The organism is Streptomyces sp. NPDC090108, from assembly GCF_044747185.1.
Taxonomy (GTDB): Bacteria; Actinomycetota; Actinomycetes; order Streptomycetales; family Streptomycetaceae; genus Streptomyces.
Genome location: NZ_JBIVDQ010000007.1, coordinates 315,699 through 342,100, shown reverse-complemented (window position 1 = coordinate 342,100; position 26,402 = coordinate 315,699). Strand labels below are relative to the sequence as shown.

The following is a 26,402-nucleotide window of genomic DNA, read 5'->3' as shown; positions in this document are numbered from 1 at the left end:
ATTCGTGTCGTACACAGCAGGAGCTTTTGACGTGAACATCGAGAAGCCCGAGATCGACTTCCCGGGCGGCAACCCCCCGGCGGACCTCGAGATCAAGGACATCTGGGAGGGCGACGGCGAGGTGGCCGAGGCCGGCGACTTCGTCAAGGTCCACTACGTGGGCGTGGCGTTCTCCTCGGGCGAGGAGTTCGACGCCTCCTGGAACCGTGGCACCCCGCTGGACTTCCAGCTCGGTGTCGGCCAGGTCATCTCGGGCTGGGACAAGGGCGTGCAGGGCATGAAGGTCGGCGGCCGCCGCCAGCTGACCATTCCCGCGCACCTGGCCTACGGCGACCGTGGCGCCGGCCGTGCCATCGCGCCGGGCGAGACGCTGATCTTCGTGTGTGACCTGGTGGGCGTCGCCAAGCGCTGACCGTTCCCGGCCGGGATCCCTCGGGATCACCGGGGAACGTGGCCGGAGTCCGACCGGACCTGGCCGTAGGAGGGCCCGTGCTGTTCGCACGGGCCCTCCTTGCTTGCTCCGACTTTTGTCCGGACACCTCGGAGCGGTACGGTCGAGGGTCGGAAGCACGGATGGAAGGCGAAGGGCGTCGATGGCCATTGCCAAGGCTGAGCGGCTGATGAATCTCGCGCTGTGTCTGCTCGGCACACGGAGGCCGCTCAGCAAGCGGGAGCTGCGCGATTCCATCGAGGCCTACGTCGAGGCCACGAGGCCGGACAGGGGTGCGGCCGGGCGCCCGGAGAAGGGTGCGGCCGCTTCGGAGGACTCCTTCAACCGGATGTTCGAGCGCGACAAGGACGACCTGCGCGAGCTGGGCCTGGTCATCGAGACCGTGGAGAACCTGGACGGCGAGGTCGGCTATCTCGCGCGGCGGGACAGCAACCGCCTGCCCGCGATCACCCTGGACGCCGAGGAGGCCGCCGCCCTCGGCCTGGCGGCGAAGGTGTGGCAGCAGGCCCGGCTGGCCGGCGCGGCCAGCGGTGCCCTGCAGAAGCTGCGGGCCGCCGGCCTGCCCGAGGACGTCGATCCTTATGAGGCGCACGGGGCGCTGGAGCCGCGGATCCCGGTGCACGAGGCCGCGTTCGAGCCGCTGATGCTGGCGTGCCGCGACCGCCGTCCGGTCGTCTTCGACTACCGCAAGGCCTCCGCCGCCCGCCCCGAGACCCGCACCGTGGAGCCGTGGGCGCTGGAGTGCTGGCGCGGGCACTGGTACCTGGCGGGCTGGGACCGGGACCGGGGTGCCGAGCGGGTCTTCCGGCTGTCGAGGATCACCGGCCGGGTCCGCTCGCGCGGGACGGGCTTCACGGCGCCGGTCCCCGATGTCGTCACCGTCCGGGAGACGGTGGCCGGCTGGGCGGGTGAGATCGCCGACCGGTCGGCGCTGATCCGCCTGCGTTCCGGCGCCGGTTACCCCCTTCGGGCGAAGGCCGTGAAGGTCCGGGAACTCGGGAACGGCTGGGACGAGTTGGAGATTCCGTACGGGCACGGCCTGGACGCGTGGCTGGTGGAGTTCGGTCCGGACGTGGTGGTGCTGGAGCCGGCCGAGCTGCGTGCGGACGTGGTGGACCGGCTGCGTGCCGTGGCCAAGGGCTGAGGGGGAGCGGAGCACGACTATGGCAGGCAAGACGGTCAGGCCCGTGAACGCCATCGACCAGACCCGGCGGATGCTGTCGCTGGTGACCTATCTGCGCGAGCGCCCCGGCGCCCGGATCGCGGACGTCGCGCGCGCGTTCGGCATCACCGAGGACGAGCTGGTCTCCGACCTCGATCTGCTCCCCATGTGCGGGACCAGCTTCCGGGGCGGTGACCTGCTGGACATCGACACCGACGGCGAGCGCATCTGGTGGCACAACCCGGCGGCGCTCGGCGAGGAGGCGGCCGAGCCGCTGCGGCTCGCCGCCGACGAGGCGACCGCGCTGCTCGTCGCGGCCCGCGCGGTGTCGACGCTGCCCGGTCTGCGGGAGAGCGACCGGCAGGCCCTGCTGCGGGCGACCGCGAAGGTGGAGACCGCGGCCGGTGAGGCGGCGGGCGCCAGTTCCCGGCTGTCGGTGACCTTCGAGTCCGAGGGCGGGGTGTTCGCCGACGTCGACCGGGCCATCTCCGAGCGGCGCCGGCTGTGGATCCGCTACTACTCCCCGGCCCGTGACGAGGTCACCGAGCGGGAGATCGACCCGATCCGGCTGGTCAGCGTGGGGCACACCTATGTGGAGGCGTGGTGTCGCCGCTCCGAGGCCCGGCGCACCTTCCGGCTGGACCGGGTCGCGGAGATCCGGATCCTGGACGAGCCCGCCGCGCCGCCGGAGATAGAGCTGCGCGACCTGTCCGAGGCACTGGTGCAGCCGGCCGCCGAGGACCCCGAGGTCGTCATCGAGGTCGGCCCCGGCGGCCGCTGGGTCGCCGAGTACTACCCGCACGACAGCGCCGATGAGCTTCCCGACGGCGGTCTGCGTATCACTCTGCGGACCCCCGATCCGGCGTCCCTGCGCCGGCTGGCGCTGCGGCTGGGCGGTGACGGCCGGATCGTCTCTCCGCCCGAGCTGGCCGGCAGTGCCCGGCAGGCGGCCCGCGAGGCGCTCGCGGCCTACGACGGCCCGGCCGGGGCGGCACCGGGGGAGCCGGGAGAGCCGTACGACAGGCGGGAGCGAGGGCTGTGAACGACAGGCCGGTTGCGGGAGCGAGGCACGCCTCGGCGGTGTCCGGGGTGCGGGAGATGACGGTGGCGGCCGCCTTCGCCGGGATGCGCAGAGTGGTCCCCGTCATGTTCCGGGCGGGCTGCCCGGACTGCCGGAGCCGGTTCGAGCTCGCCGCGGGCGCGCTGCGGCTGGCCATCGGCGCCAGCAGCCGGACGACGTTCTACTCCTTCACCTGCCCCCAGTGCGGGGTGGCGGTGCGCAAGCCCGCGGGGGAGCGCATCGTCGAACTGCTCACCGGCGGCGGTGTCCGCACCCTGCGGCTGCACTCCACGGCGTAGCGGTGTCCGCGCCCCGCGGGCGCACCCGGGGCCGGCCGACCGTCTAGGCTCGGCGTCATGTTCTGGCCGATGTTCGCGGTAGCTGTGGGTTTCCTGGGTCTCGCCGTCCTGGGGGTGCTCGCCGTCCGGGTGTTCGTGGAGGCCCGGCGCCTCGGGCAGCAGGTCGCGCAGGCGGCGAGCCGTATCGGCACGGCCGCCGAGGACCTGGAGCGGGCGGCGGTGAGCGTGGCGCGGTCCGCGGACACGCTGTGACCGGTGGGCCGGGGTCCGCGACGGTGCGCGATGCACGCGGTTTGCGGCACTTCGCCCTGTCATGCTGTCCACCGGGCCAGGTACGCTGCTGGTCGCGGTCCGCATAACGAGGCGCGGTCCGCGGAGCTGGAGTACGCACCGGGATTGTTCCGTCTTCATCTCCGGGCGTTACGATCGCTGTCGGTACGAAGCTCGGACAGGTGTCCGATCGGTTGGTCAGGCCCCCCGCCGCCCGCCTCGAAGAGAAGGTGAAGACTAATGTTCCGTGGCGCTCTTGAGCCGTGGCACCTGCTGCTCCTGGTTCTCGTCATCGTCCTCGTGTTCGGCTCCAAGAAGCTTCCGGACATGGCGCGCTCGCTCGGCAAGTCCGCCCGCATCCTGAAGAGCGAGGCCAAGGCCATGAAGGACGAGGGCAAGGCCTCCGCCACGACCGCGCAGGCGGCCGAGGAGCCGTCCGTCGCCCAGCGCACGATCCAGGCCTCGCCCGGCGACGTCACCAGCGCCCGTCCGGTCAACGAGCAGACGGAATCGACCCAGCGCTGACGCGAGGACCGGAGAGCTCCGGTCCGCCTGCACGAGATGAGGACGTGGGTTGATCAAGTCTGCCCGCAAGAAGGAGCGGGATCCCGAGGGGCGGATGCCGCTCGCGGACCATCTGCGTGAGCTGCGCAACAGGCTCGCGAAGGGCGTGCTGGCGATCGTCGTCGTCACCGCGGTGGCCGCCTTCTTCTACAGGGACATCATCAACTTCATCACCAGGCCGGTGCTCGGCTCGGTGGGGTGCACGCAGACCTTCGAGGAGATGTCGAAGGCGCCGAAGGACGTCACCTGCGCCCGGATCACGATCAACGGTCTGCTGGCGCCCTTCACCCTGGCGCTGAAGGTGTCGCTGATGGCCGGCATCGTCATGGCGGCGCCGGTCTGGCTCTACCAGCTCTGGGCGTTCGTCGCCCCGGGCATGCACCGGCACGAGAAGAAGTACGCGTACGCGTTCGTCGGGTTCGGTTTCCCGCTCTTCCTGGCCGGCGGCTACCTCGCCTACACCGTGCTGCCCACCACGGCACGGATGCTGATCGACTTCACCCCGTCCCACGTGGACAACCTGCTGCCGCTGGACGACCTGCTCGACCTCGTCACACGCATGGTGGTGGTCTTCGGCCTCGCCTTCGAGATGCCGCTGCTGCTGGTGATGCTCAACCTCACGGGCATCGTCTCCGGCACCCGCATGCTCGGCTGGTGGCGGGGCATGATCGTCGGCATCACGGCCTTCGCGGCCGTCGCCACGCCCAGCACCGACCCGCTGACGATGCTCGCGCTGGCCGGACCCATCTGGGTGCTGTACTTCGTCGCGGTCGGCTTCGCCCTGTTCAACGACCGCCGCAGGGCGCGCCGCGAGAACGAGGGCCCCGGTGACGACGAGGCCTCCGAGCTGGACCTCACCCCCGGGGACATCGGGGCCGTCGAGCCCGTCTCGGCGGGCCGCGCCCTGCCGGGCCAGTCCACCGGCGACCGGGTCGACAGCTACGACGACGTGACCTGACCGCCCCGGCCGGACGGACCGCCGATGCCCCCCCTCCCGCCCGGGACGGGGGCATCGCTCGTTCCCGATCAGCCGACTTCCCGATAATGATCGTCCCGTTGTCGGCGCGGCCCGGTAGGCTCGAAAGCACGATGACAGAGGACCTCTCACCGGCCGAGCGGTACGCGGCGTCCCGTGCGCGGGCAGCCGAGCAGGCCACCGCGCTCGCGCCCTTCCGCGAGATGTACGACTTCGGCCTCGACGACTTCCAGGTCGAGGCATGCTCCGCACTCGAGAGCGGCAAGGGCGTGCTGGTGGCGGCCCCCACCGGTTCCGGCAAGACGATCGTGGGCGAGTTCGCCGTCCACCTGGCCCTTCAGCAGGGCAAGAAGTGCTTCTACACGACACCCATCAAGGCGCTGTCGAACCAGAAGTACGCCGATCTGTGCCGCCGCTACGGCGCGGACAAGGTCGGCCTCCTGACCGGCGACAACAGCGTGAACTCCGACGCCCCGGTGGTCGTGATGACCACCGAGGTGCTGCGGAACATGCTGTACGCGGGCTCCCGGACCCTGCTCGGCCTCGGTTACGTGGTCATGGACGAGGTGCACTACCTCTCCGACCGCTTCCGGGGCGCCGTCTGGGAGGAGGTGATCATCCACCTGCCCGAGTCGGTGACCCTCGTGTCACTGTCGGCGACCGTGTCCAACGCCGAGGAGTTCGGCGACTGGCTGGACACCGTCCGCGGCGACACCGAGGTGATCGTCTCCGAGCACCGTCCGGTGCCGCTGTTCCAGCACGTGCTCGCCGGGCGCCGGATGTACGACCTGTTCGAGGAGGGCGAGGGCCACAAGAAGGCCGTCAACCCCGACCTCGCCCGGCTCGCCCGGATGGAGGCCACCCGGCCGTCGTACCAGGACCGGCGGCGCGGCCGCGCGATGCGCGAGGCCGACCGGGAGCGCGAGCGCAGGCAGCGCTCCCGCGTGTGGACGCCGAGCCGGCCCGAGGTCATCGAGCGCCTCGACGCCGAGGGGCTGCTGCCCGCGATCACCTTCATCTTCAGCCGCGCCGGCTGCGAGGCCGCCGTCCAGCAGTGCATGTACGCGGGCCTCCGGCTCAACGACGAGGACGAGCGCGAGCAGGTCCGCGCCCTGGTCGAGGAGCGCACCGCCTCCATCCCGCCGGAGGACCTGCACGTCCTCGGCTACTACGAGTGGCTGGAGGGCCTGGAGCGCGGCATCGCCGCCCACCACGCCGGCATGCTGCCGACCTTCAAGGAGGTCGTGGAGGAGCTGTTCGTACGGGGTCTGGTGAAGGCCGTCTTCGCCACCGAGACGCTCGCGCTCGGCATCAACATGCCCGCCCGCTCGGTGGTGATGGAGAAGCTCGTCAAGTGGAACGGCGAGCAGCACGCCGATGTCACCCCCGGCGAGTACACGCAGCTCACCGGCCGTGCCGGGCGCCGCGGCATCGACGTCGAGGGCCACGCGGTCGTGCTGTGGCAGCGCGGCATGAGCCCCGAGCACCTGGCCGGGCTCGCGGGCACCCGCACCTATCCGCTGCGCTCCAGCTTCAAGCCGTCGTACAACATGGCGGTCAACCTGACCGAGCAGTTCGGGCGGCACCGCTCGCGCGAGCTGCTGGAGACCTCCTTCGCGCAGTTCCAGGCCGACAAGTCGGTCGTCGGGATCTCGCGGCAGGTGCAGCGCAACGAGGAGGGCCTGGAGGGCTACAAGGCCTCCATGACCTGCCACCTCGGCGACTTCGAGGAGTACGCGCGGCTGCGCCGCGAACTGAAGGACCGGGAGACCGAGCTGGCCCGGCAGGGTGCCTCCGAGCGGCGTGCGGAGGCCGCCGTCGCGCTGGAGAAGCTCAAGCCGGGCGACATCATCCACGTGCCCACCGGGAAGTACGCGGGTCTCGCGCTCGTCCTCGATCCCGGGCTGCCCGCCGGCCGATCCGACGGCCACCGGGGCTTCGACTCCCACGACGGCCCGCGTCCCCTGGTGCTCACCGCGGAGCGTCAGGTCAAGCGGCTGGCGGCCGTCGACTTCCCCGTCCCGGTGGAGCCGCTGGACCGGATGCGGATCCCGAAGACGTTCAATCCGCGCTCCCCGCAGTCGCGCCGGGACCTCGCCTCCGCGCTGCGCACCAAGGCCGGCCATGTGCCGGCCGAGCGGGCGCGCAAGAAGCGGTCGCAGGCGGCCGACGACCGGGAGATCGCCCGGCTGCGCACCGAGATCCGGGCGCATCCCTGCCACGGCTGCGACGACCGCGAGGACCACGCCCGCTGGGCCGAGCGCTACCACCGGCTGATGCGGGACACCTCGCAGCTGGAGCGGCGCATCGAGGGCCGCACCAACACCATCGCGCGGACCTTCGACCGGATCGTCGCCCTGCTGACCGAACTGGACTACCTGCGCGGCGACGAGGTGACCGAGCACGGCAAGCGGCTCGCCCGGCTCTACGGCGAACTCGACCTGCTGGCCAGTGAATGCCTGCGCGAGGGCGTCTGGGAGGGCCTCGGCCCGGCGGAACTCGCCGCCTGCGTCTCGGCGCTGGTGTACGAGTCCCGGGTCGGCGACGACGCGATGGCGCCGAAGCTGCCCTCGGGCAACGCGAAGGCGGCACTCGGCGACATGGTGCGGATCTGGGGCAGGCTCGACGCCCTGGAGGAGGACTTCCGCATCAACCAGACCGAGGGCGTGGGCCAGCGGGAGCCGGACCTGGGCTTCGCCTGGGCCGCGTACAGCTGGGCCTCGGGGAAGGGCCTCGACGAGGTGCTGCGCGAGGCGGAGATGCCCGCGGGCGACTTCGTGCGCTGGACCAAGCAGGTCATCGACGTGCTGGGGCAGATCGCGGCGGCGGCTCCCGTCAAGGAGGGCTCCACCGTGGCGAAGAACGCCCGGAAGGCCGTCGACCAGCTGCTGCGGGGAGTGGTCGCCTACTCGTCGGTGGGCTGAGCCGACGCGGACCCGGGTCCGCGCCCCTGGGCCGGCTGTCCCTCTCCACGGAGAGGCGACGGCCGGCCCTTTCGCCGTCCGGGCGCCGTCACCCTGTGTGTTCGATTAACTGCCCTGGGTGCAAATGGAGTTGAGGGTACTCCTGTTGCCGAGGCGATTTCAGAGGGTTGCCGAATGTGACGCGGCGTTGATCCGGTCGGATTAAGCTCGCCCGCGACGCACCGAGTTGAGACGAATTCGTGCGTCTGTTCCCCATCGGGCGGAATATCCGCCGACACCCAAGCCGACTCGTCCCAGAAGGCATCCATGGTGAGTGTTCAGAAGCCTCCCGGCGGCCGTGAACGTCCCCTTGCGAGCGTGCTGTTGCCGCCGGCCCTGCTGATGGCCGCGGTGACCGGAGCCGCCGTCGCCCTCGTGACGGGACCCGCCCGGGTCGCCGTCGGCTGCTGCGGGGCCGTCGCCACGCTGCTGGTCCTCGCCGCCGCGGCCGAGGCCGCCCGCCGTGCCCGCCTGCTCCGCGAGGCCCGCGCCGAGAATGCCCGGCACACCGCGTACCTGGAGCACCGTCTCGCCGCGCACGACGCGGAGATCGTCCGGCTCGGCACCGAGATCCTGCCCACCGCGCTGTTCCGGCTGCGCGCCGGGGAATCGCTCAGAGAGGTGATGCTCAACGTCCTCGACCGGGACCCCGAGCTGCGCCGGCTGCCCGACTCCCAGCGCGACCTGCTGCGCACCGCGCTGCGCGGCGTGGACCACGAGATCTCGATGCGGGACGCCACCGAGCGCTCCTTCGTCAGCATCGCCCGCCGCGTGCAGGCCATCGTCCACCAGCAGGCCAAGGAACTCCGCGAGATGGAGGAGGACCACGGACGCAACCCCGAGGTCTTCGACGACCTGCTGCGCATCGACCACGGCACCGCGCTGATCGGCCGCCTCGCCGACTCCATCTCCGTGCTCGGCGGCGGCAGGCCCGGCCGCCAGTGGCCGCTTCCCGTGTCCCTGTACAGCGTGCTGCGCGGCGCGATGTCGCGCATCCTCGAGTACCGGCGCATCGACCTCAGTTCGATCGTCAACATCAACATCAAGGGCACCGCCGTCGAGCCGGTCATCCACGCGGCCGCCGAACTCCTCGACAACGCCACGCGCTACTCGCCGCCCTCGACCAAGGTGCACGTCACCGCCGTCGAGGTGCAGACCGGTATCGCCATCGAGATCGAGGACGCCGGCGTCAGCCTCAACGAGGAGTCCCGCGCCCGCATCGAGAAGATGATCGAGGACGCCAAGGCGGGCGACGACGCCCAGAACCTCGGCGAGAACCCGCGCCTCGGCCTCGCCGTCGTCGGCCGGCTGTGCTCCTCCTTCGGCATGGAGGTCTCGCTGCGCGCCTCCGCCTACGGCGGCGTGCGCGCGATCCTCGTCGTGCCGCGCGTCATGACCACCACCGAGCCCGGGGTCGGCGCCGCCCACGGCATCGGCGCCACCGCCGTGCCGATCCCCGAACTCGGCGCCCTGGAAGGCCCCAAGCGGCCGCCCAAGAAGCGCCGCCCCACCAGCCCCCGCATCCCCGCCGGGATCTCCATGGAGGACGACGTCCCCGAGGTCACCGAGTGGACGGCCGGCGGCCTGCCGCAGCGCCGCAGCCGGGTGAAGACACCGCTCAGCCGGCGCATCGCCGAACAGGCCGCCATCGAGCGGGCCGAGGCCGAGGGCAACCCGACCATCTGGTCCCGGTTCAAGAGCGAACCCGCGCCCGGACCCGAGGTCGACCCCGAGCGCAAGAAGCTGATGGAGCGGCCGCCCGGCATGTGGGTCGACGCGTTCTGGGACGGCCTGAAGAAGGGCATGCCCGAGGACGCCACCGCCGCCGAACTGACCGACTTCACGCGGAACCCCACCGCGTACCTGCACCTCATCGACGATCCGGACACCGCCACCGAGGCCGCCATCGGGGGCGACGACGAGGGGGACCTCAAGTGATCCAGCAGCGAGGCAACTTGGACTGGATGCTCAAGCAGCTGAACGACGGCGTACCGGGCATCCAGATGATCGTGGTGCTGTCCGCCGACGGACTGCGCATCGCCCGCTACGGCGGCGAGCCCGACGCCGCCGACCGGGTGGCCGCCGCCTGCGCGGGCGTGCAGAGCCTGGCCGGTGCCATCACCCAGGAGATGCCCGGCACCAGTGAGATGAAGCTCGTCGTGATCGAGATCGACGGCGGCTACTTCTACCTGATGAACGCCGGCGCCAACGCCTACCTCGCCGTGCTCGCCGACGTGACCTGCGAACCGGGCCGGATGAGCGGCATGATGCGCGACCTCGTCGTCCGGATCGGCGCCCATCTCACCAGTCCGCCCCGGCGGAACGGGCAGGCCGTATGACCCCGCCCCGACGCGAACGGCGCCCGCCCGGACAACCGGAGCCGTCGCCGCCGCCCCGGCGGCCCGACGGCGAGGCGGAACCCAAGAACCCCGAGCGGCTGTACGCCGTCACCGGACTCGCCGACGGCGCACGGGCCGAACTCGACCTGGTGACCCTGATCGTGGCGCGCGCCGCACCGCCCCCGTCCGGCACCCCCGAGCAGGCGGCCGTGCTCCGGCTCTGCGCCGCGCCGCTGTCCGTGGCCGAGCTGTCGGCCTATCTGAACCTGCCGTTCGGCGCGATGACCGTACTGCTCACCGAACTGATCACGGCCGAACTGGTGCAGGCGCGCGCCCCGATCGTCCGGCAGGCGCTCCCCGACCGTTCTCTCCTCGAAGCGGTGATGCATGGACTTCAACGGCTCTGACACCCTCCCCGGCCCGCGCGACCAGGACCGGCTCCCGCACACGGCCCAGGCCGCCGTGAAGATCGTGATCGTGGGCGGATTCGGTGTCGGCAAGACCACCATGGTCGGCTCCGTCAGCGACATCAGGCCGCTGACCACCGAGGAGACCATGACGCAGGCGGGCATCGGCGTCGACGACGATTACGGCTCCGAATCCAAGACGGCCACCACCGTCGCCATGGACTTCGGCCGGATCGGCATCACCGACCAGCTGGTGCTCTACCTGTTCGGCACCCCGGGCCAGGAACGCTTCTGGTTCCTGTGGAACGGCCTGTTCGAGGGCGCCCTCGGCGCGGTCGTCCTCGTCGACACCCGGCGCCTGGAGGTCAGCTTCGACGTCATGGGACGCCTGGAGGAACGCGGCGTTCCCTTCATCGTCGCCGTCAACTCCTTCCCGGACGCCCCCCGTCACCCCGTCGAGGACCTGCGCACCGCGCTCGACCTGGCCCCGGACATCCCGATCGTCGACTGCGACGTACGGCGGCGCGCCTCCAGCAAGGAGGTGCTGATGACCCTCATGCACTTCCTGCACTCGCTCGCGCTGTCCGGCGCCCGCACCTGAACCGCGTCCGACCCGTCACCCCGACCGCGCACCCTCCTTCACCCGAACCGCGTCCGACCCCTCACCTCGTGTTCCATTCGCTCCGGAGCGACCCCTGTGACGCACGAATACTCCTCCCTGACCGGAACCCACGAACCCGCCGCCGGCCCCCCGCCGGGCTGCCCCGCCCACGGCCTCGGCCCGGGCGGACTGCACCGGATCCACGGCCCCGGCGCGGAGGACCTGGGCGGCCTCTACGAGCGGCTGCGCGAGCAGTACGGCCCGGTGGCCCCCGTCCTCCTGCACGACGACGTGCCCATGTGGGTCGTCCTCGGGCACGCCGAGAACCTCCAGCTCGTCCGCAGCCCCTCCCAGTACACCCGCGACAGCCGGATCTGGACCCCGCTGCTGGAGGGCATGGTCAAGCCCGACCACCCGCTCATGCCGCACATCGCCTGGCAGCCCATCTGCTCGCACGCCGAGGGCGACGAGCACCAGCGGCTGCGCGCCGCGGTCACCGCCGCCATGGCGACCATCGACCACCGCGGACTGCGCCGGCACATCGGCCGCTCCACCCAGGAACTGGTCAACGGCTTCTGCGAACAGGGCCGGGCCGACCTCGTCTCCCAGTTCGCCGAGCACCTGCCGATGGCCGTCATGTGCGAGATCCTCGGCATGCCCGAGGAGTACGACGACCGGATGGTGCAGGCGGCCCGCGACGCGCTCAAGGGCACCGAGACCGCCATCGAGAGCCACGCCTACGTGATGGACGCGCTGAGCCGGCTCACCAGCCGCCGCCGCGCCCGGCCCGAGGACGACTTCACCTCGCACCTGGTCACCCACGCGGCCGGTCTCAGCGACGACGAGGTCCGCGAACACCTGCGGCTCGTCCTCTTCGCGGCCTACGAGGCCACCGCCAACCTGCTCGCCAACGCCCTGCGCATGGTGCTCACCGAGCCGGGGTTCCGCGCCCAGCTCAACGGCGGACAGATGACCGTGCCGGAGGCGATCGAGCAGTCGCTGTGGGACGAACCGCCGTTCAGCACCGTCCTCGGCTACTACGCCAAGCAGGACGCGGAGCTGGGCGGCCACCGCATCCGCAAGGGCGACGGACTGCTCTTCGCGCCCGCCCCGGGCAACGCCGACCCGCGGGTGCGGCCCGAGCCGGGGGCCAACATGATGGGCAACCGCTCCCATCTCGCCTTCGGCGGCGGCCCGCACGAATGCCCGGGCCAGGACATCGGGCGGGCCATCGCCGACGTCGGGGTGGACCTCCTGCTGACCCGGCTCCCGGACGTCCAGCTGGCCTGCGCGGAGTCGGAACTGGGCTGGCGCTCCTCGATCGCCTCCCGGCACCTGGTGGCGCTGCCCGTGCGCTTCGACCCCAAGCCCCAGCAGGACGTGAAACTCGCGCCGAGCTCCTCGCCCGTCCCGCCGCAGCGCGGTGTCCTGCACCGGGACGCCCCGCGGACCCCCTCCGCGCCCGCGCCCGCGCCCACGCCCGGTCCGACGTCCGCGGCCGTGCCCACGTCCGCGCCCGGACCGTTCGCGGAACCGCTGCCGCCGCACCGCCGGATCCCCGAACAGCCGCGGACCGCCCCGGCCGTCCCGGAACAGCCGGAACAGCCGGAGCGGCAGGGCGTGTGGCGGCGGGTGATGCGGTGGTGGCTGGGGGAGTGAGCCGGACCGCCGGCGGCCGGCGCGCGGGTGGTGGCCGGGAGTGCCGGAGCGTGAGCGCCGGTGGGCGGCGCGTGGGTGGTGGCCGGGAGTGCCGGAGCGTGAGTGCCGGTGGGCGGCGCGTGGGTGGTGGCCGGGAGTGCCGGAGCGGGGGTGCGGGGAGGGCTACTGTCCCGCGGCCCACAGCTCCGGTGACGACCACGCCTCAAGTGTGCGCGCGCTGCGGAAGGAGTGCTCCACCCCGGTGACCGGATCCGTGAACTCCAGCTTGCGGGCCAGCAGTTGGAGGGGGCGCCGGAAGTCGTCCACCGGCGCGGGCGGGAGCACCCGCGGATACAGGGGGTCGCCGAGGATGGGCACGCCGAGCGCGCTGAGGTGCACCCGGAGCTGATGGGTCTGGCCGGTCTCCGGGGTCAGCCGGTAGAGGCCCAGATCCGCGCGGTGCGCGGCCAGTTCCACCCGGGTCACCGCGTTCGGCTCGCCCTCGACCTCCCGGGCGGCGTGCACCCCGCGCTCCTTCAGGATCCGGCTGCGCACGGTCGCCGGCAGCGCGAGCGCGGGGTCGTACGGCGCGACGGCCTCGTACTCCTTGCGCACCTGGCGGTCCCGGAACAGCGTCTGGTACGCGCCCCGTTCCGCGGGCCGCACCACGAACAGCACCAGTCCGGCGGTGAGCCGGTCCAGGCGGTGCGCGGCGCTCAGCGCCGGGAGGTCCAGTCCGTGCCGCAGCCGGGCCAGCGCGGTCTGCGCGACGTGGCTGCCGCGCGGGGTGGTCGCGAGGAAGTGCGGTTTGTCGGCGACGACGATGTGCTCGTCCCGGTGGACGACCTCCAGCGGGAACGGCACCGGGACCTCGGGCGGCAGTTCCCGGTGGAACCACACGAACATCCCCGGCTCGTACGGCGCCTCCGGCGCGACGGGCCGCCCGCCGGCGTCCACGATCAGGCCCGAGGCGAGCATCGACTCGATCACGCCCGGCCCCGCCCCGGTCAGCCGCTCCACGAGGTGCTCCCGCACCGTGGCCCACGTGCCGTCGAACGGCAGCCGCACCCGCACGGGGTCGACCCCGTCGCGCTGGGGGAGCGGGGCGGGCGGGGGCTGGGTGCGGCGTCTCATCACGGCCAAGGGTACGGGGGTGCGCACGTCTGCCCGACGGGCGACGCCGGTGCGAAAGGGCCGGGTCCGCGGGCTTCCGCTTGGCAGGATGCCGACCATGCCTGTTCTCACCCGCCCCGTGGTGCCCGCCGGAACCCTCGCCCGCGTCCCGCAGCCCGTCCTCGCCACCGGTGACGGTCTGCTGCTGCGTCCCTGGCGGCCCGGGGACGCGCCCGCCATCCACGCCGCGTTCCAGGACCCGGCCATCCACCAGTGGCACATCAGGTCCGCCGAGTCCGAGAGCGAGGTCGCCGGCTGGATCGAGGGATGGCACACGACCTGGAAGGAGGAGCGCGGCGCCCAGTGGGCCGTGGTCGACGCGGACACCGACGCGCTGCGGGGCCGGGTCGCGCTGCGGCAGATCCTCCTCGGCGAGGGCGTGGCCGAGGTGGCGTACTGGACGGTGGCGGACGCGCGGGGCCAGGGGGTCGCGGCCCGCGCCGCCGCCACCGTGACGCGCTGGGCCTTCGAGGAGGTCGGCCTGCACCGGCTGGAGCTCTTCCACTCCACCGCCAACCCGGCGTCCTGCCGGGTCGCCGCGAAGACCGGCTTCGCCCTGGAAGGCACCAAGCGCAGCGCCCTCCAGCACCCGGACGGCTGGCACGACATGCACTTCCACGCCCGCGTCCGCGGCGACTGAACCGCCGTCGCGTGCCCGGACCGGTCCGCCCGCCCGGCGCGACCGGTCCGTCCGACAGGCCCGCGCGCCGCACGCCCGCGCGATGCCCGCGCGCCTGCGCACCACATGCCCGCGCGCCGCGCGTACGCGCAAACCCGCGCTGTTCCTCAGGCGGCCGCGCCGCCGCTCTCCTGCTCGGCCTCGATGCGGGCGTTCCAGTCGCGCTTGGAGGCCTGCCAGCCGTCCTCGTTGTGGCCGAGGCGCCAGTACCCGGAGATCGACAGGTCCTCGCGCGGGATCTCCAGGTCGACGCGGAGCATGCGGCGCAGTTCCTTCACGAAGCTCGCCTCGCCGTGCACGAAGGCGTGCAGCCGGCCCTCGGGGAACTCCAGGGCGCGCACGGCTTCGAGCAGGGCGGCGCCGACCGGGCGGTCGCCGCGGTGCAGCCAGACGACCTCCACGTCGGAGTCGATCTTCTGCTCCTCCTCGGGCCCGGCGACCTCCAGGAAGGCGTGCGCGCGGGCGCCGGCCGGCAGGGTCTCCAGGGCGCGGGCGATCGCGGGCAGCGCGCTCTCGTCGCCGGCGAGCAGATGCCAGTCGGCGGCGGGGTCGGGCGCGTAGGCGCCGCCGGGGCCCATGAAGCGCACGCTCTCGCCGGGGCGGACCCGGGTGGCCCAGGGGCCGGCCAGACCCTCGTCGCCGTGGATCACGAAGTCCAGGGTCAGTTCACGGTGTCCGGGGTCCCAGTCGCGGACCGTGTACGTCCGGGTCACCGGCCACTGGTCGCGGGGGAACTCGGCGCGGATCCGGTCCAGGTCGAAGGGCTCCGGGTAGGTCACGCCCTCGGGGCCGAACAGCAGCTTCACGTAGTGGTCGGTGCAGGTGTCCGCCGTGAAGTCCGCGAGGCCGTCGCCGCCGAGCACCACCCGCCGCATGTGCGGGGTGAGCCACTCGGTGCGTACGACCTGGGCGGTGTGGGGCCTTCGCGGCTTTCGTGCCGGACGCTCCGCCATGACGACCTCCTGCAACACTGGTTAGGTATACCTAAGTTAGCATCCCGTCCTGGGTGGCACCTCCTCCCGGACGGCGCAGGCGATCTCTTTGCCGGGAAATTCCCCGGTCTCACTGCCCGAGCGTGGTCAGCAGGCGCTGCAGGGAGCCGCCCAGTCCCCAGCGGGCCGCCAGCGCCTCCAGCGCGGCCGGATCGCGCGGGGCGTGCGGCAGGGCGGTGTCGACGTCCGGCAGCGGGACGTCACCGGCCACCCGGACCACCGTGGGCGCCACCGCGAGATACGGCTCCGCCTCCGTCAGGCGCTTGCGCTGCGACGGCGTGAGCTTCGCCTTCGGGTCGCCGACGGCCGCGGTGATCCCGGCCAGGTCGCCGAACTCGGCGAGCAGCTTCGCGGCCGTCTTCTCGCCGATGCCGGGCACGCCCGGCAGGCCGTCGCTCGGGTCGCCGCGCAGCAGCGCCAGGTCCGCGTACCCCTCGCCGCCGACGCCGTACTTCTCGCGCAGCACCGCCTCGTCGGTCAGCTGGAGCGTGCCGACGCCCTTGAGCGGGTACAGCACGCGGATCCCGCGCCGGTCGTCGACCAGTTGGTACAGGTCGCGGTCGCCGGTGACGATGTCCACCGGTCCGTCCGCCCGCGCGGTGAACGTGCCGATCACGTCGTCCGCCTCGTAGCCCGCGACCCCGACCCGGGCGATGCCGACGGCGTCCAGCACGGCCTCGATGACCGGCACCTGCGGGGCCAGGGTGTCCGGGACCTCCTCCGCGTCCGGGCCGCTCGCGCGCTCCTCGGCGACGCGGTGCGCCTTGTAGGACGGGATGAGGTCCACCCGCCACTGGGGCCGCCAGTCCGCGTCCATGCACGCCACGAGCCGGTCCGGGCGGTGGTCCTTGACCAGCCGGTCGATGAAGTCCAGCAGCCCGCGCACGGCGTTCACGGGCGTGCCGTCCGGCGCCCGCACCGAGTCCGGGACGCCGAAGTAGGCGCGGAAGTAGAGCGAGGCGGTGTCGAGGAGCATCAGTCGTCCGGTCACGCTCGCATCATGCCGTACGGCACCGACAGCGGCCGTACGGCGCCCGCGGCCCGTGGCGGAACGCGTTGCGGTGTGCGCACCGCCGTGAAGCGGGCCACTTCGGCGTTTGCCCCCGCAGGCCGAGGGCATGCGCGGGCTCGGAGTGCTGCCGGTTGCCCGTTCAACTGCTCGTGGCCCGCGGCTCCTTCCTGCCGGCCGAGACGAGGGGTACCCGTGTCATCCAGCCTTGAGGCCGAGCACCTGTTCAAGGTGTTCGGCAGACGACCGGACCGGGCGGTGGAGCGGCTGCGCGAAGGCGCCGGCCAGGACCGGCCGGGCGGCACGACGAGCGACGCACCGGGCGGCGGCCTGCGCGAGGAACTGCGGGCCGAGGGCAGCACCGCGGCCGTGATCGACGTGTCCTTCACCGTCGAACCGGGCCAGATCTTCGTGGTCATGGGCCTGTCCGGCTCCGGCAAGTCCACGCTGCTGCGCATGCTCAACGGCCTGCTGGAGCCGACGGCCGGCCGGGTCCTCTTCGGCGGCCAGGACCTGACCGCGCTCACCGGCCGGGAGCTGCGCGAGGTCCGCGCCAGGAAGATCAGCATGGTCTTCCAGCACTTCGCGCTCTTCCCGCACCGCAGCGTCCGCGACAACGCCGCCTACGGCCTCGCCGTGCAGGGCGTGCCCCGCGCCGAGCGCGAACGCCGCGCCGACGAGGCGCTCGCCCTGTGCGGGCTGGCCGGCTGGGAGGACTCCTGGCCCGACGAGCTCTCCGGCGGCATGCAGCAGCGCGTGGGCCTCGCCCGCGCCCTCGCGACCGACGCGGAACTGCTGCTGATGGACGAGTCGTTCAGTGCCCTGGACCCGCTGATCCGCCGTGACATGCAGGACCAGCTCCTGGAGCTCCAGAAGACCCTGAAGAAGACCATCGTGTTCATCACCCACGACCTCAACGAGGCCATGCGCCTGGGCGACCGCATCGCCGTCATGCGCGACGGCCGCGTCGTCCGCGAAGGCACCCCCGAGGACATCCTGCTGCGCCCGGCCGACGACTACGTCGCCTCCTTCGTCCAGGACGTCGACCGCTCCCGCGTGCTGACCGCGGCCGCCGTCATGGACACCGCCGTGCGCGGCGACGAGGCCGACTGCGGCTGCGGGACGGCCGCCCCGGACACGCCGTTCACCGAACTGTGCGCGCTCAGCGCCCGGCTGGACCACCCGGTCGCCGTGCTCGACGCCGAGGGCGCGCTCGTCGGGGTCGTGCCCCGCCGGCGGCTCGTCGGACTCCTCGGCGACGAGGACGGTGAGCCCGTCGTGTGCGACAGCCCCCGCGGTGAGGGGAAGAAGGTGACCGCCCGTGCCTAGGCTGCCCCTCGGCGACTGGGCCGACTCCGGTGTCGACTGGCTCGTCACCCACCTGTCCTGGCTGTTCGACGCGATCCGCGCGGTCGTGGAGGGCATGTACGACGGCATCGACGCGGTCCTCACCGCGCCCGCCCCGCTGCTGCTGGCCGGCATCCTCGCCGTGCTCGCCTGGTGGCTGCGCGGCCTGACCGCGGGCGTCCTCGCCTTCGCCGGGTTCGCCCTCGTCGACTCGCTCGCCCTGTGGGACCGGGCGATGTCCACGCTGTCGCTGGTGCTCGTCGCCACCGTCATCGCCCTGGTGATCTCGATCCCGCTCGGCATCTGGGCGGCCCGCTCCAAAGCGGTCAGCGCCGCCGTACGGCCCGTGCTCGACCTGCTCCAGACCATGCCGTCGATGGTCCTGCTGATCCCGGCCATCCTCTTCTTCGGCCTCGGCACCGCCGCCGGCGTCATCGCCACGCTGATCTTCGCGCTCGCCCCCGGCGTCCGCATGACCGAACTGGGCATCCGTCAGGTCGACGCCGAACTGGTCGAGGCCGCCGAGGCGTTCGGCACCAGCCCGCGCTCCACCCTGCTGCGGGTGCAGCTGCCGCTCGCCCTGCCCGCCATCATGGCCGGCGTCAACCAGGTCATCATGCTCGGCCTGTCCATGGTGGTCATCGCCGGCATGGTCGGCACCGGCGGACTCGGCGGCGCCGTCAACGAGGCCATCGGACAGCTCGACATCGGCTTCGGCTTCGAGGCGGGCGTCGGCATCGTCGTCCTCGCCATCTACCTCGACCGCATGACCGGCGCGCTCGGCACCCAGCTGTCCCCGCTCGGCCGCAGGGCCGCCGCGAAGGCCCCGGTGACCTTCTGGTCCTACCGGCCCCGCCCGCGCGTCGCGGTCGTCGGAGTGGTCGTCCTCGCGCTGGTCGCGGGCGGCATGGGCTTCCTCGGCACCTCCTCCGGCCCCTCCCGGTCCTCCGGCACGGACGTCGGCGCCGGCAAGGAGATCAGGATCGGCTACATCCCGTGGGACGAGGGCATCGCCTCCACCTTCCTGTGGAAGGAACTGCTGGAGCGGCGCGGGTTCCACGTGACCACCACCCAGTACGCCGCAGGACCCCTCTACACCGGTCTCGCCACCGGCCAGGTCGACGTCGAGACCGACTCCTGGCTGCCCACCACGCACGCCGAGTACTGGAAGAAGTACGGCGCGCGGCTGGAGGACCTCGGCAAGTGGTACGGCCCGACCTCCCTGGAGCTGACCGTCCCGTCCTATGTGAAGGACGTGAACTCCCTGGCGGACCTGAAGGCCCACTCCGCCGAGTTCGGCGGCAGGATCGTCGGCATCGAACCCAGCGCGGGCATGATGGGCCTGCTCAAGAGCAAGGTCCTCGGCGCGTACGGCCTGAAGGGCTCCTACGACGTCGTCGACGGCTCCACGCCGGCCATGCTCGCCGAGCTGAAGCGCGCCTACGCCGCGAAGCAGCCGGTCGTCGTCACCCTGTGGTCCCCGCACTGGGCGTACAGCGAGTACGGCCTGAAGAAGCTGAAGGACCCCGAGGGCGCCTGGGGCAGCGGCGACGGCGTGCACACCCTCGCCCGCAAGGGTTTCGCCGCCGACAACCCCCGGGTCGGCGCGTGGCTGAAGGACTTCTCGATGACCGAGAAGCAGCTCACCGGCCTGGAGGCACGCATCCAGAAGGCGGGCAAGGGCGAGGAGCAGAGCGCCGTGCGCGCCTGGCTCGAGGAGAACCCCGGTCTCCTCGACAAGTGGGCGCCGGTCGCCCGCACACCGGGGAAGAAGCACGCCGCCGGGTGACCTGACCCGCCCGGACGGCCGCCCGAGGGGCGGGCCGCGGCGCGCACGCCCGCCATGGGCGCGCCGCCGCGGCCCGCCCCTCGCGGCGTTCCCGCCGGCTCGGCGAGGTCCCCCGCCGGGCATCCGGAGCGCCCTCGCCGCCGGAAGGATCCATTGACGTGCCCGGTGCGGGAGGAATCCGGTCCGCCGGGTACTCGGGCGGTGAGGCTTCCGGCGGTGGCATCGCCGCCGGAAGCGGTCCGAGAGGTCTTCGCCACAGGAAGGATCCGGCCAACCACAGAGCGCGACGGGAACCGGCCCGGGGGAACACCTGAGCGCGTACGCGCCTTGAAGCAGGAGACATGCTCCTCGTCCGGCGTCCGGGCGCGCCGGCGCGAACCGTGAGGGTGCGGGAAGGCGGCACGGCAGGGATGTGACAGCCGCATGCGGCGGTTTGCCGAACATGCGTAGGGTGCAGAGAACTCATCGGAGGAGGTGCGCCCGCCGAGGTGCACCGAGGCAGCGGTGGCGCGACGCGTGAAGGAGGGAGCCGGAGCGATGGGCGACCACAAAGAGCAGCAGCCCGTGCGGGTGGGCGCGGCCGTACGGCGACGCCGCCGCACGCTGGAACTCACCCTCGCGGTCGTCGCCGAGCGCAGCGGACTCTCCGTGCCCTTCCTCAGCCAGGTCGAGAACGACAAGGCCCGCCCGAGCCGCACCTCCCTGGAGAAGCTGGCCGACGCGCTGCGCACCACGGCCGTGGAACTCCTCGCCGCCGCCGACCCCGCGTGCAGCGTGGACGTCGTACGCGCCGAACCCGTCGCCGACGGCGACTTCGACCCGCGCACCCGGTCCCTGGTGCGCGGCCACCACCAGCTGCACGCCTCCGAGTTCACCGGCGACCACGACGCGGGCCGCGAGTTCCGGCACCGCAACGACGAGCTGATGTACGTCGCCGACGGCGCGGTGGAGATCGAGGCCGAGGGCCGGGCCTACCGGCTCGGCCGGGGCGACACCCTCTACCTGACCGGCGGGGTCCGCCACCGCTGGCGGGCCACCGTCCCGGACACCCGGGTGATCGTGGTCGCGGTCGCCGAGCACATCGAGGCCGTCCAGGACCGGTCCCGCTAGTCCTGGAGGCCGGTCCCGTGTGCCCATCCGGCGGGCCGCCGCACACCCGTGCGCGAGAGACCGGAAAAAAATCCGGCACCGATGTCGAGAACCCGCGTCCGGCTCCGTCCCCAGGGTGGAACGCGACCACAATGGGCCGCACCGGCACCGAGGAGAACCGCGATGGCCAAGTACCTGCTGCTGAAGCACTACCGGGGCGCCCCCGCCGCCGTCAACGACGTGCCGATGGACCGGTGGACCCCGGAGGAGATCTCGGCGCACCTGCAATACATGAGCGACTTCGCGGCCCGGCTGGAGAAGACGGGCGAGTTCGTGGACGGCCAGGCGCTGGCCCCGGAGGGATCCTGGGTCCGCTACGACGGCGAGGGGCGGCCGCCGGTCACCGACGGCCCGTTCGCCGAGACCAAGGACCTCATCGCCGGCTGGATGGTCATCGACGTCGACAGCCACGAGCGCGCCGTAGAACTCGCCGGGGAACTGTCGGCGGCCCCCGGGGCGGGCGGCAGGCCGATCCACGAGTGGCTGGAGGTGCGCCCGTTCCTGACCGCGCACCCCCACGCCACGGAATGCCCCCACTGACGGACGGGGGCCCCTGATGGACGAGGCCCTGCTCAGGAGCCTCACCCCGGGCGTGCTCACCGTCCTCGTCCGCCGCGGAGCCCCCTTCGCGGCGGCCGAGGACGCCCTCCAGGACGCGCTGGTCGAGGCGGTCCGGGTGTGGCCGGCCGATCCGCCGCGCGATCCCCGGGGCTGGCTGGTCACCGTGGCCTGGCGCCGGTTCCTCGACGCGGCACGGGCGGACGCGGCCCGGCGCCGGCGCGAGGACCTCGTCGAGGGGGAACCGGTGCCCGGGCCCGCGCCGTCGGCGGACGACACGCTCGGGCTCTACTTCCTGTGCGCCCACCCGTCGCTCAGCCCGTCCTCCGCGGTCGCGCTCACCCTGCGCGCCGTCGGCGGACTGACCACCCGCCAGATCGCCCAGGCCTACCTGGTGCCGGAGGCGACCATGGCGCAGCGCATCAGCCGCGCCAAGCGCACCGTCTCCGGCGTACGGTTCGACCGGCCCGGCGACGTCTCCACCGTGCTGCGCGTCCTCTACCTGGTCTTCAACGAGGGCTACTCCGGTGACGTCGACCTCGCCGCCGAGGCCGTCCGCCTCGCCCGGCAGCTCGCCGCCGCCACCCGCCACCCCGAGGCGGCGGGGCTGCTCGCCCTGATGCTGCTCCACCACGCCCGGCGCGCCGCCCGGACGGCCCCCGACGGCAGCCTGGTGCCGCTGGCCGAACAGGACCGGGGCCGCTGGGACACCGCGCTGATCGCCGAGGGCGTGGAGATCCTGCAGGCGGCCCTCGCCCGCGACCGGCTGGGCGAGTTCCAGGCCCAGGCCGCCGTCGCGGCACTGCACGCCGACGCGCCCACCGCCGGGGAGACCGACTGGGTGCAGATCGTCGAGTGGTACGACGAGCTGGCGCGCCTGACCGGCAGCCCGGTCGTCCGGCTCAACCGCGCGGTCGCGGTGGGGGAGGCCGACGGGCCGCGCGCCGGCCTGGCGGCGCTCGCCGCACTGGACCCCTCTCTGCCCCGGCACACCGCGGTGGCCGCGTACCTCCACGAGCGGGACGGCGACCTGGCCACGGCGGCACGGCTGTACGCCGAGGCGGCCGGCAAGGCGTTCAGCCTCGCCGAGCGCGACCACCTCACGCGCCGGGCCGCACGGCTCAACGCCCGCCGGAGCCGCTGAGAACCGCGCCCGGACCACGGTGCGGCACCCCGCCGCGACCCGGGGCTCCGCTGCGGCACCCGGCCGCGACCCGGCTCCGCCGCGCCCCGGGGCTCCGCTGCGGCACCCGGCCGCGACCCGGCTCCGCCGCGCCCCGGGGCTCTGGCGCGGCACCCCGCCGCGACCCGGCTCCGCCGCGCCCCGGGGCTCTGGCGCGGCACCCCGCCGCGACCCGGCTCCGCCGCGGCACCCGGCCGCGACCCGGCTCCGCCGCGCCCCGGGGCTCTGGCGCGGCACCCCGCCGCGACCCGGCTCCGCCGCGGCACCCGGCCCGCCCGGTGCGGGCGAGGAGGCACCGCTCGACTTCCGGGAGCGGCGCTGCCTACGATCGAGGGGAGGGCGTCGTGTGCCGGTCACCGGCCCGGTGCGGCACGGAAAGGTGCCCGTGAGATTGGCTTGCGGAGGCATTCACACATGTCTGTCGAGCTGAACCACACCATCGTCCACGCCCGGGACAAGCGGGAGTCGGCCGACTTCCTGGCGAACATCCTCGGGCTCGAGGCCGGGGCCGAGTGGGGCCCGTTCGTGCCGGTGGCCACCGGCAACGGCGTCACTCTGGACTTCGCCACCGTCCCGGACGACGCGATCGTCTCCGAGCACTACGCCTTCCTCGTCTCCGACGAGGAGTTCGACGCGGCCTTCGGACGCATCCGCGACGCCGGGATCACGTTCTGGGCCGACCCGCACCAGGAGCAGCCCGGCGAGATCAACCACCGCTGGGGCGGCCGCGGCCTGTACTTCGAGGACCCGGTCGGACACGCCATGGAGATCATGACGCGCCCGTACGGCGACGAGGGGCAGGCGTAGAGCCGCCGGTACGGCCGCCGGCGCGAGGGTCAGGCCGCCCGGTCCCGGGCCGCCCCGACCAGCGCCCGCACGACCCTGAGGTCCTCGCCCAGTTCCGGATGCCACTGCACCCCCAGCACCCAGCCGCGTTCCGCCGGCAGCTCCACCGCCTCCACGGTGCCGTCCGCGGCGTGGGCGCAGGGCACCAGCCCGGCACCGAGCCGCTCCACCGCCTGGTGGTGGTACGTCGGCACCGGGGTCTCCTCCGGCGCGATCCCGGCGTACAGCGTCCCCGGCACCGGCTTCACCGGATGGCTGCCGTAGGCGCCGACGACCTCCGCGTGGCCGTCGAGGTGCTGCACCAGCGTCCCGCCGAGCGCCACGTTCAGCAGCTGCATCCCCCGGCAGACCCCCAGCAGCGGCACCCGGGCGGCCAGCGCCGCCCCGATCAGCGCCAGCTCCCACGCGTCCCGCTCCGGCGCGGGCGGTCCGGTGAGCGGAGAGCGCACGGCGCCGTACCGCGCCGGATCGACGTCGGGGCCGCCCGCGACGACCAGCCCGTCCAGCCGGGCCACGGCGGCCGCGGCCCGCTCCGGCGCGTCCGGCGGCAGCAGGACGGCCACCCCGCCCGCCCGCTGCACATGGCGGGGATAGGTGGCGGGCAGCAGCACCGCGGCCATGTCCCACACGCCCCAGCGCGCGCTGCCCTCCAGGTAGGTGCTCACACCGATCAGCGGTTCCGCGCTCACGCCGTCTTCCTCCCAGACCCTCAAAGGTGCTCATCCATACCTTTGCAGAAGGCGGGTCACGCCAGGAAGCCCCGCAGCAGGGCCGCCGTGCCCGCGCAGTGCTCACGGGCGATGTTCCGCGCGCCGTCGGCGTCGCCGTCGAGCACCGCCTCCACCAGCGCGGTGTGCTGGCGCTGCGAGTGCTCCAGGTTGCGTACCAGCAGCGGGATGCAGTCCAGGAGCTCGTTGACCTGTGCGCGCACCGCCGCGTACTGGGCGGTCAGCGACGGCGAGCCGCACAGCTCGGCCAGGGTCAGGTGCAGCAGCGTGTCGAGCCGGCGGTAGTCACCGAGCGGGGCCTCGTGCGTGCGGCGCAGCGCCTCCCGCAGGCGGGCGCCCCGCTCCGCGTCGAGCCGGTGCGCCGCGCACAGCCCGGCCGCCCCCACTTCCAGCACCTCCCGGAAGCGCAGCACGTCCTCGATGTCGACCGCGGCGACGCGCCGGCGCAGCTCGTCCTCGCCGCCCGCGTCCGCGCGCGCCAGCACGAACGTTCCGCCGTAGCGCCCGCGCCGCGACTCCACCAGGCCCTGGTCCTGCAGCACCCTCAGCACCTCGCGCAGCGTCACCCGGCTGATCCCGAGCTGTTCCGCGAGCTCCCGCTCGGCCGGCAGCCGCTCGCCGCCGGGCACCAGGCCGAGCCGCACGACCTGGAGGATCTGCTCCAGCGCCTCCTCGAAGCCGTTGCCGGCCCGCACCGGCCGCAGCACGGCCGTGAGCCGCTCGTCCGGCACGTTCGGACCCTCGTCCCGCGACATCCGGCCGTATCCCCTTCCCAATCAATGGTTCTCCGCAATACCTTATGGCCCTCGGCCCGGCCGAAAAAAGCGAAGACGCCGAAGGAGGACCTCCCGTGGCAGACCGCACGCCCCCGCTGAGCGTCGAGGACCTGCGGGCCCTCGTCGCCGGTGGTGAGATCGACACCGTCGTCCTGGCCTTCCCCGACATGCAGGGGCGTCTGCAGGGCAAGCGGTTCGCCGCCGGCTTCTTCCTCGACGAGGTCCTCCGGCACGGCACCGAGGGCTGCAACTACCTCCTCGCCGTCGACACCGAGATGAACACCGTCGACGGCTACGCCATGTCCTCCTGGGACCGCGGCTACGGCGACTTCGCGATGCGCCCCGACCCGTCCACCCTGCGCCGCGTCCCCTGGCACCCCGGCACCGCGCTGCTCGTCGCCGACCTCGCCTGGGAGGACGGCTCCCCGGTCGCCGCCGCCCCGCGCCAGATCCTGCGCCGCCAGCTGGAGCGCCTCGCCGCGCTCGGCTACACCGCCCAGGTGGGCACCGAGCTGGAGTTCATCGTCTTCAAGGACAGTTACGAGCAGGCCTGGGACGCGAACTACCGGGGCCTGACCCCGGCCAACCAGTACAACATCGACTACTCCGTCCTCGGCACCGGCCGCATCGAACCCCTGCTGCGCCGCATCCGCAACGAGATGGCCGGTGCCGGCCTCACCGTGGAGTCGGCCAAGGGCGAGTGCAACCCCGGCCAGCACGAGATCGCCTTCCGCTACGACGAGGCCCTCGTCACCTGCGACCAGCACGCCCTGTACAAGACCGGCGCCAAGGAGATCGCCGCCCAGGAAGGCGTCTCCCTCACCTTCATGGCGAAGTACAACGAGCGCGAGGGCAACTCCTGCCACATCCACCTCTCGCTCGCCGACGCCGACGGCACCAACGCCATGGCCGGGGACGGCCCCGACGGCATGTCCGAGGTCATGCGGCACTTCCTCGCCGGACAGCTCGCCGCCCTGCGCGACTTCTCCCTGCTCTACGCCCCGAACATCAACTCCTACAAGCGGTTCCAGCCGGGATCCTTCGCCCCGACCGCCGTCGCCTGGGGCCACGACAACCGCACCTGCGCCCTGCGCGTCGTCGGCCACGGCCGCTCCCTGCGCTTCGAGAACCGCCTGCCCGGCGGCGACGTCAACCCGCACCTCGCCGTCGCCGGACTCGTCGCGGCCGGCCTGTACGGCGTCGAGCGGAAACTCGAACTGCCCGAACCCTGCCCCGGCAACGCCTACACCGCCGGATTCGCACACGTCCCGGCCACCCTGCGCGAGGCCGCCGCGCTCTGGGAGGACAGCCCGATCGCGCGGGCCGCCTTCGGCGAGGACGTGGTCGCCCACTACGGCAACATGGCGCGCGTCGAACTGGAGGCCTTCGACGCCGCGGTCACCGACTGGGAGCTGCGCCGCTCCTTCGAACGCCTCTGAAAGG

At 73.0% G+C, this 26,402-nt stretch carries 26 protein-coding genes; 21 read left to right on the top strand and 5 right to left on the bottom strand.

From position 1 onward, the window contains the following. The first annotated feature begins 31 nt into the window (after positions 1–31). The 13 genes from ACIPRD_RS25575 to ACIPRD_RS25515 all read left to right on the top strand — a co-directional run bounded on the left by ACIPRD_RS25575 (position 32) and on the right by ACIPRD_RS25515 (position 12,751). Positions 32–412 (top strand): FKBP-type peptidyl-prolyl cis-trans isomerase, encoded by a 381-nt coding sequence (locus ACIPRD_RS25575; RefSeq protein WP_356400135.1) that lies wholly within the window; start codon positions 32–34, stop codon positions 410–412. A 181-nt stretch (positions 413–593) separates the two neighbouring features. Continuing rightward, on the top strand, positions 594–1,595 hold the full coding sequence (locus ACIPRD_RS25570) for a helix-turn-helix transcriptional regulator (RefSeq protein ID WP_401566226.1): 1,002 nt from the start codon (positions 594–596) through the stop codon (positions 1,593–1,595). Between the two features lie 19 nt (positions 1,596–1,614). Beyond that, the gene (locus ACIPRD_RS25565) at positions 1,615–2,655 is read left to right on the top strand and encodes a WYL domain-containing protein (RefSeq protein WP_356400139.1); all 1,041 of its coding nucleotides are present in this window, start codon (positions 1,615–1,617) and stop codon (positions 2,653–2,655) included. A 56-nt stretch (positions 2,656–2,711) separates the two neighbouring features. Further along, positions 2,712–2,972 carry a hypothetical protein gene (locus ACIPRD_RS25560; RefSeq protein WP_356400551.1) on the top strand — a complete coding sequence of 87 codons (261 nt, stop codon included), beginning with the start codon at positions 2,712–2,714 and terminating at the stop codon, positions 2,970–2,972. Between the two features lie 57 nt (positions 2,973–3,029). After that, positions 3,030–3,224, top strand: a complete 195-nt coding sequence (locus tag ACIPRD_RS25555; RefSeq protein WP_401566223.1) for a hypothetical protein — start codon at positions 3,030–3,032, stop codon at positions 3,222–3,224. Positions 3,225–3,482: 258 nt separating this feature from the next. Continuing rightward, positions 3,483–3,767, top strand: coding sequence for a Sec-independent protein translocase subunit TatA (gene tatA / locus ACIPRD_RS25550; protein WP_356400143.1), 285 nt, complete (start codon positions 3,483–3,485; stop codon positions 3,765–3,767). Positions 3,768–3,816: 49 nt separating this feature from the next. After that, positions 3,817–4,764, top strand: a complete 948-nt coding sequence (tatC, locus tag ACIPRD_RS25545; RefSeq protein WP_356400145.1) for a twin-arginine translocase subunit TatC — start codon at positions 3,817–3,819, stop codon at positions 4,762–4,764. Positions 4,765–4,850: 86 nt separating this feature from the next. Further along, positions 4,851–7,706 (top strand): DEAD/DEAH box helicase, encoded by a 2,856-nt coding sequence (locus ACIPRD_RS25540; RefSeq protein WP_401566219.1) that lies wholly within the window; start codon positions 4,851–4,853, stop codon positions 7,704–7,706. 306 nt (positions 7,707–8,012) lie between these two features. Further along, positions 8,013–9,683, top strand: a complete 1,671-nt coding sequence (locus tag ACIPRD_RS25535) for a sensor histidine kinase (RefSeq protein WP_401566216.1) — start codon at positions 8,013–8,015, stop codon at positions 9,681–9,683. Further along, a complete protein-coding gene (locus tag ACIPRD_RS25530; RefSeq protein ID WP_356400151.1) occupies positions 9,680–10,084 on the top strand; it encodes a roadblock/LC7 domain-containing protein in 405 nt (134 codons plus the stop codon). The genes ACIPRD_RS25535 and ACIPRD_RS25530 overlap by 4 nt, the downstream gene beginning before the upstream one ends. Continuing rightward, positions 10,081–10,491 carry a DUF742 domain-containing protein gene (locus tag ACIPRD_RS25525; RefSeq protein WP_356400153.1) on the top strand — a complete coding sequence of 137 codons (411 nt, stop codon included), beginning with the start codon at positions 10,081–10,083 and terminating at the stop codon, positions 10,489–10,491. Before ACIPRD_RS25530 ends, ACIPRD_RS25525 begins: the two co-directional genes overlap by 4 nt. Continuing rightward, on the top strand, positions 10,472–11,092 hold the full coding sequence (locus ACIPRD_RS25520; RefSeq protein WP_356400155.1) for an ATP/GTP-binding protein: 621 nt from the start codon (positions 10,472–10,474) through the stop codon (positions 11,090–11,092). Before ACIPRD_RS25525 ends, ACIPRD_RS25520 begins: the two co-directional genes overlap by 20 nt. A gap of 96 nt (positions 11,093–11,188) precedes the next feature. Next, the gene (locus ACIPRD_RS25515; RefSeq protein WP_401566213.1) at positions 11,189–12,751 is read left to right on the top strand and encodes a cytochrome P450; all 1,563 of its coding nucleotides are present in this window, start codon (positions 11,189–11,191) and stop codon (positions 12,749–12,751) included. 162 nt (positions 12,752–12,913) lie between these two features. Here ACIPRD_RS25515 and ACIPRD_RS25510 read toward each other — a convergent pair whose 3' ends face one another. Continuing rightward, on the bottom strand, positions 12,914–13,864 hold the full coding sequence (locus ACIPRD_RS25510; protein ID WP_401566210.1) for an RluA family pseudouridine synthase: 951 nt from the start codon (positions 13,862–13,864) through the stop codon (positions 12,914–12,916). Between the two features lie 97 nt (positions 13,865–13,961). Between ACIPRD_RS25510 and ACIPRD_RS25505 the strand changes: the two genes are divergently transcribed. After that, entirely contained in the window at positions 13,962–14,543 is a 582-nt protein-coding gene (locus ACIPRD_RS25505; RefSeq protein WP_356400161.1) for a GNAT family N-acetyltransferase, read from the top strand. 146 nt (positions 14,544–14,689) lie between these two features. Here the strand turns inward: ACIPRD_RS25505 and ACIPRD_RS25500 are convergent, their stop codons facing one another. Beyond that, positions 14,690–15,535, bottom strand: coding sequence for a siderophore-interacting protein (locus ACIPRD_RS25500; protein WP_356400163.1), 846 nt, complete (start codon positions 15,533–15,535; stop codon positions 14,690–14,692). Between the two features lie 109 nt (positions 15,536–15,644). Then, a complete protein-coding gene (locus ACIPRD_RS25495; protein WP_356400165.1) occupies positions 15,645–16,565 on the bottom strand; it encodes a 5'-3' exonuclease in 921 nt (306 codons plus the stop codon). A 213-nt stretch (positions 16,566–16,778) separates the two neighbouring features. Between ACIPRD_RS25495 and ACIPRD_RS25490 the strand changes: the two genes are divergently transcribed. From ACIPRD_RS25490 to ACIPRD_RS25465, 6 genes are all read left to right on the top strand, one after another. After that, positions 16,779–17,912, top strand: coding sequence for a glycine betaine/L-proline ABC transporter ATP-binding protein (locus tag ACIPRD_RS25490; protein WP_401566206.1), 1,134 nt, complete (start codon positions 16,779–16,781; stop codon positions 17,910–17,912). After that, entirely contained in the window at positions 17,905–19,719 is a 1,815-nt protein-coding gene (locus tag ACIPRD_RS25485) for an ABC transporter permease/substrate binding protein (RefSeq protein WP_401566203.1), read from the top strand. Before ACIPRD_RS25490 ends, ACIPRD_RS25485 begins: the two co-directional genes overlap by 8 nt. Positions 19,720–20,256: 537 nt before the next feature. Continuing rightward, on the top strand, positions 20,257–20,829 hold the full coding sequence (locus tag ACIPRD_RS25480) for an XRE family transcriptional regulator (RefSeq protein WP_356400171.1): 573 nt from the start codon (positions 20,257–20,259) through the stop codon (positions 20,827–20,829). A gap of 162 nt (positions 20,830–20,991) precedes the next feature. Continuing rightward, positions 20,992–21,408, top strand: coding sequence for a YciI family protein (locus tag ACIPRD_RS25475; RefSeq protein ID WP_401566200.1), 417 nt, complete (start codon positions 20,992–20,994; stop codon positions 21,406–21,408). Between the two features lie 16 nt (positions 21,409–21,424). Next, on the top strand, positions 21,425–22,570 hold the full coding sequence (locus ACIPRD_RS25470) for an RNA polymerase sigma factor (protein WP_401566197.1): 1,146 nt from the start codon (positions 21,425–21,427) through the stop codon (positions 22,568–22,570). 453 nt (positions 22,571–23,023) lie between these two features. Continuing rightward, positions 23,024–23,416: a VOC family protein gene (locus ACIPRD_RS25465; protein WP_356400177.1), complete on the top strand. Its 393-nt coding sequence runs from the start codon at positions 23,024–23,026 to the stop codon at positions 23,414–23,416. Positions 23,417–23,445: 29 nt separating this feature from the next. Here the strand turns inward: ACIPRD_RS25465 and ACIPRD_RS25460 are convergent, their stop codons facing one another. Beyond that, entirely contained in the window at positions 23,446–24,144 is a 699-nt protein-coding gene (locus tag ACIPRD_RS25460) for a gamma-glutamyl-gamma-aminobutyrate hydrolase family protein (protein ID WP_401566195.1), read from the bottom strand. Between the two features lie 56 nt (positions 24,145–24,200). Further along, complete coding sequence (locus tag ACIPRD_RS25455) at positions 24,201–24,938, bottom strand: FadR/GntR family transcriptional regulator (RefSeq protein WP_401566192.1); 738 nt, start codon at positions 24,936–24,938, stop codon at positions 24,201–24,203. 95 nt (positions 24,939–25,033) lie between these two features. On the opposite strand from ACIPRD_RS25455, the gene ACIPRD_RS25450 reads away from it, so the two are divergent. Then, on the top strand, positions 25,034–26,398 hold the full coding sequence (locus ACIPRD_RS25450; protein WP_401566190.1) for a glutamine synthetase family protein: 1,365 nt from the start codon (positions 25,034–25,036) through the stop codon (positions 26,396–26,398). The last annotated feature ends 4 nt before the right edge of the window (positions 26,399–26,402 follow it).

Excerpts from the sequence above, each read along its gene's own strand:
- ACIPRD_RS25465 (WP_356400177.1), top strand. The coding sequence starts at position 23,024 with ATGTCTGTCGAGCTGAACCACACCATCGTCCACGCCCGGGACAAGCGG.
- tatA (WP_356400143.1), top strand. The coding sequence starts at position 3,483 with ATGTTCCGTGGCGCTCTTGAGCCGTGGCACCTGCTGCTCCTGGTTCTC.
- ACIPRD_RS25470 (WP_401566197.1), top strand. The coding sequence starts at position 21,425 with ATGGACGAGGCCCTGCTCAGGAGCCTCACCCCGGGCGTGCTCACCGTC.
- ACIPRD_RS25455 (WP_401566192.1), bottom strand. The coding sequence starts at position 24,938 with ATGTCGCGGGACGAGGGTCCGAACGTGCCGGACGAGCGGCTCACGGCC.
- ACIPRD_RS25565 (WP_356400139.1), top strand. The coding sequence starts at position 1,615 with ATGGCAGGCAAGACGGTCAGGCCCGTGAACGCCATCGACCAGACCCGG.
- ACIPRD_RS25520 (WP_356400155.1), top strand. The coding sequence starts at position 10,472 with ATGGACTTCAACGGCTCTGACACCCTCCCCGGCCCGCGCGACCAGGAC.
- ACIPRD_RS25505 (WP_356400161.1), top strand. The coding sequence starts at position 13,962 with ATGCCTGTTCTCACCCGCCCCGTGGTGCCCGCCGGAACCCTCGCCCGC.
- ACIPRD_RS25475 (WP_401566200.1), top strand. The coding sequence starts at position 20,992 with ATGGCCAAGTACCTGCTGCTGAAGCACTACCGGGGCGCCCCCGCCGCC.
- ACIPRD_RS25570 (WP_401566226.1), top strand. The coding sequence starts at position 594 with ATGGCCATTGCCAAGGCTGAGCGGCTGATGAATCTCGCGCTGTGTCTG.
- ACIPRD_RS25555 (WP_401566223.1), top strand. The coding sequence starts at position 3,030 with ATGTTCTGGCCGATGTTCGCGGTAGCTGTGGGTTTCCTGGGTCTCGCC.
- ACIPRD_RS25525 (WP_356400153.1), top strand. The coding sequence starts at position 10,081 with ATGACCCCGCCCCGACGCGAACGGCGCCCGCCCGGACAACCGGAGCCG.
- ACIPRD_RS25535 (WP_401566216.1), top strand. The coding sequence starts at position 8,013 with ATGGTGAGTGTTCAGAAGCCTCCCGGCGGCCGTGAACGTCCCCTTGCG.
- ACIPRD_RS25480 (WP_356400171.1), top strand. The coding sequence starts at position 20,257 with ATGGGCGACCACAAAGAGCAGCAGCCCGTGCGGGTGGGCGCGGCCGTA.
- ACIPRD_RS25540 (WP_401566219.1), top strand. The coding sequence starts at position 4,851 with ATGATCGTCCCGTTGTCGGCGCGGCCCGGTAGGCTCGAAAGCACGATG.
- ACIPRD_RS25510 (WP_401566210.1), bottom strand. The coding sequence starts at position 13,864 with ATGAGACGCCGCACCCAGCCCCCGCCCGCCCCGCTCCCCCAGCGCGAC.
- ACIPRD_RS25560 (WP_356400551.1), top strand. The coding sequence starts at position 2,712 with ATGACGGTGGCGGCCGCCTTCGCCGGGATGCGCAGAGTGGTCCCCGTC.
- ACIPRD_RS25500 (WP_356400163.1), bottom strand. The coding sequence starts at position 15,535 with ATGGCGGAGCGTCCGGCACGAAAGCCGCGAAGGCCCCACACCGCCCAG.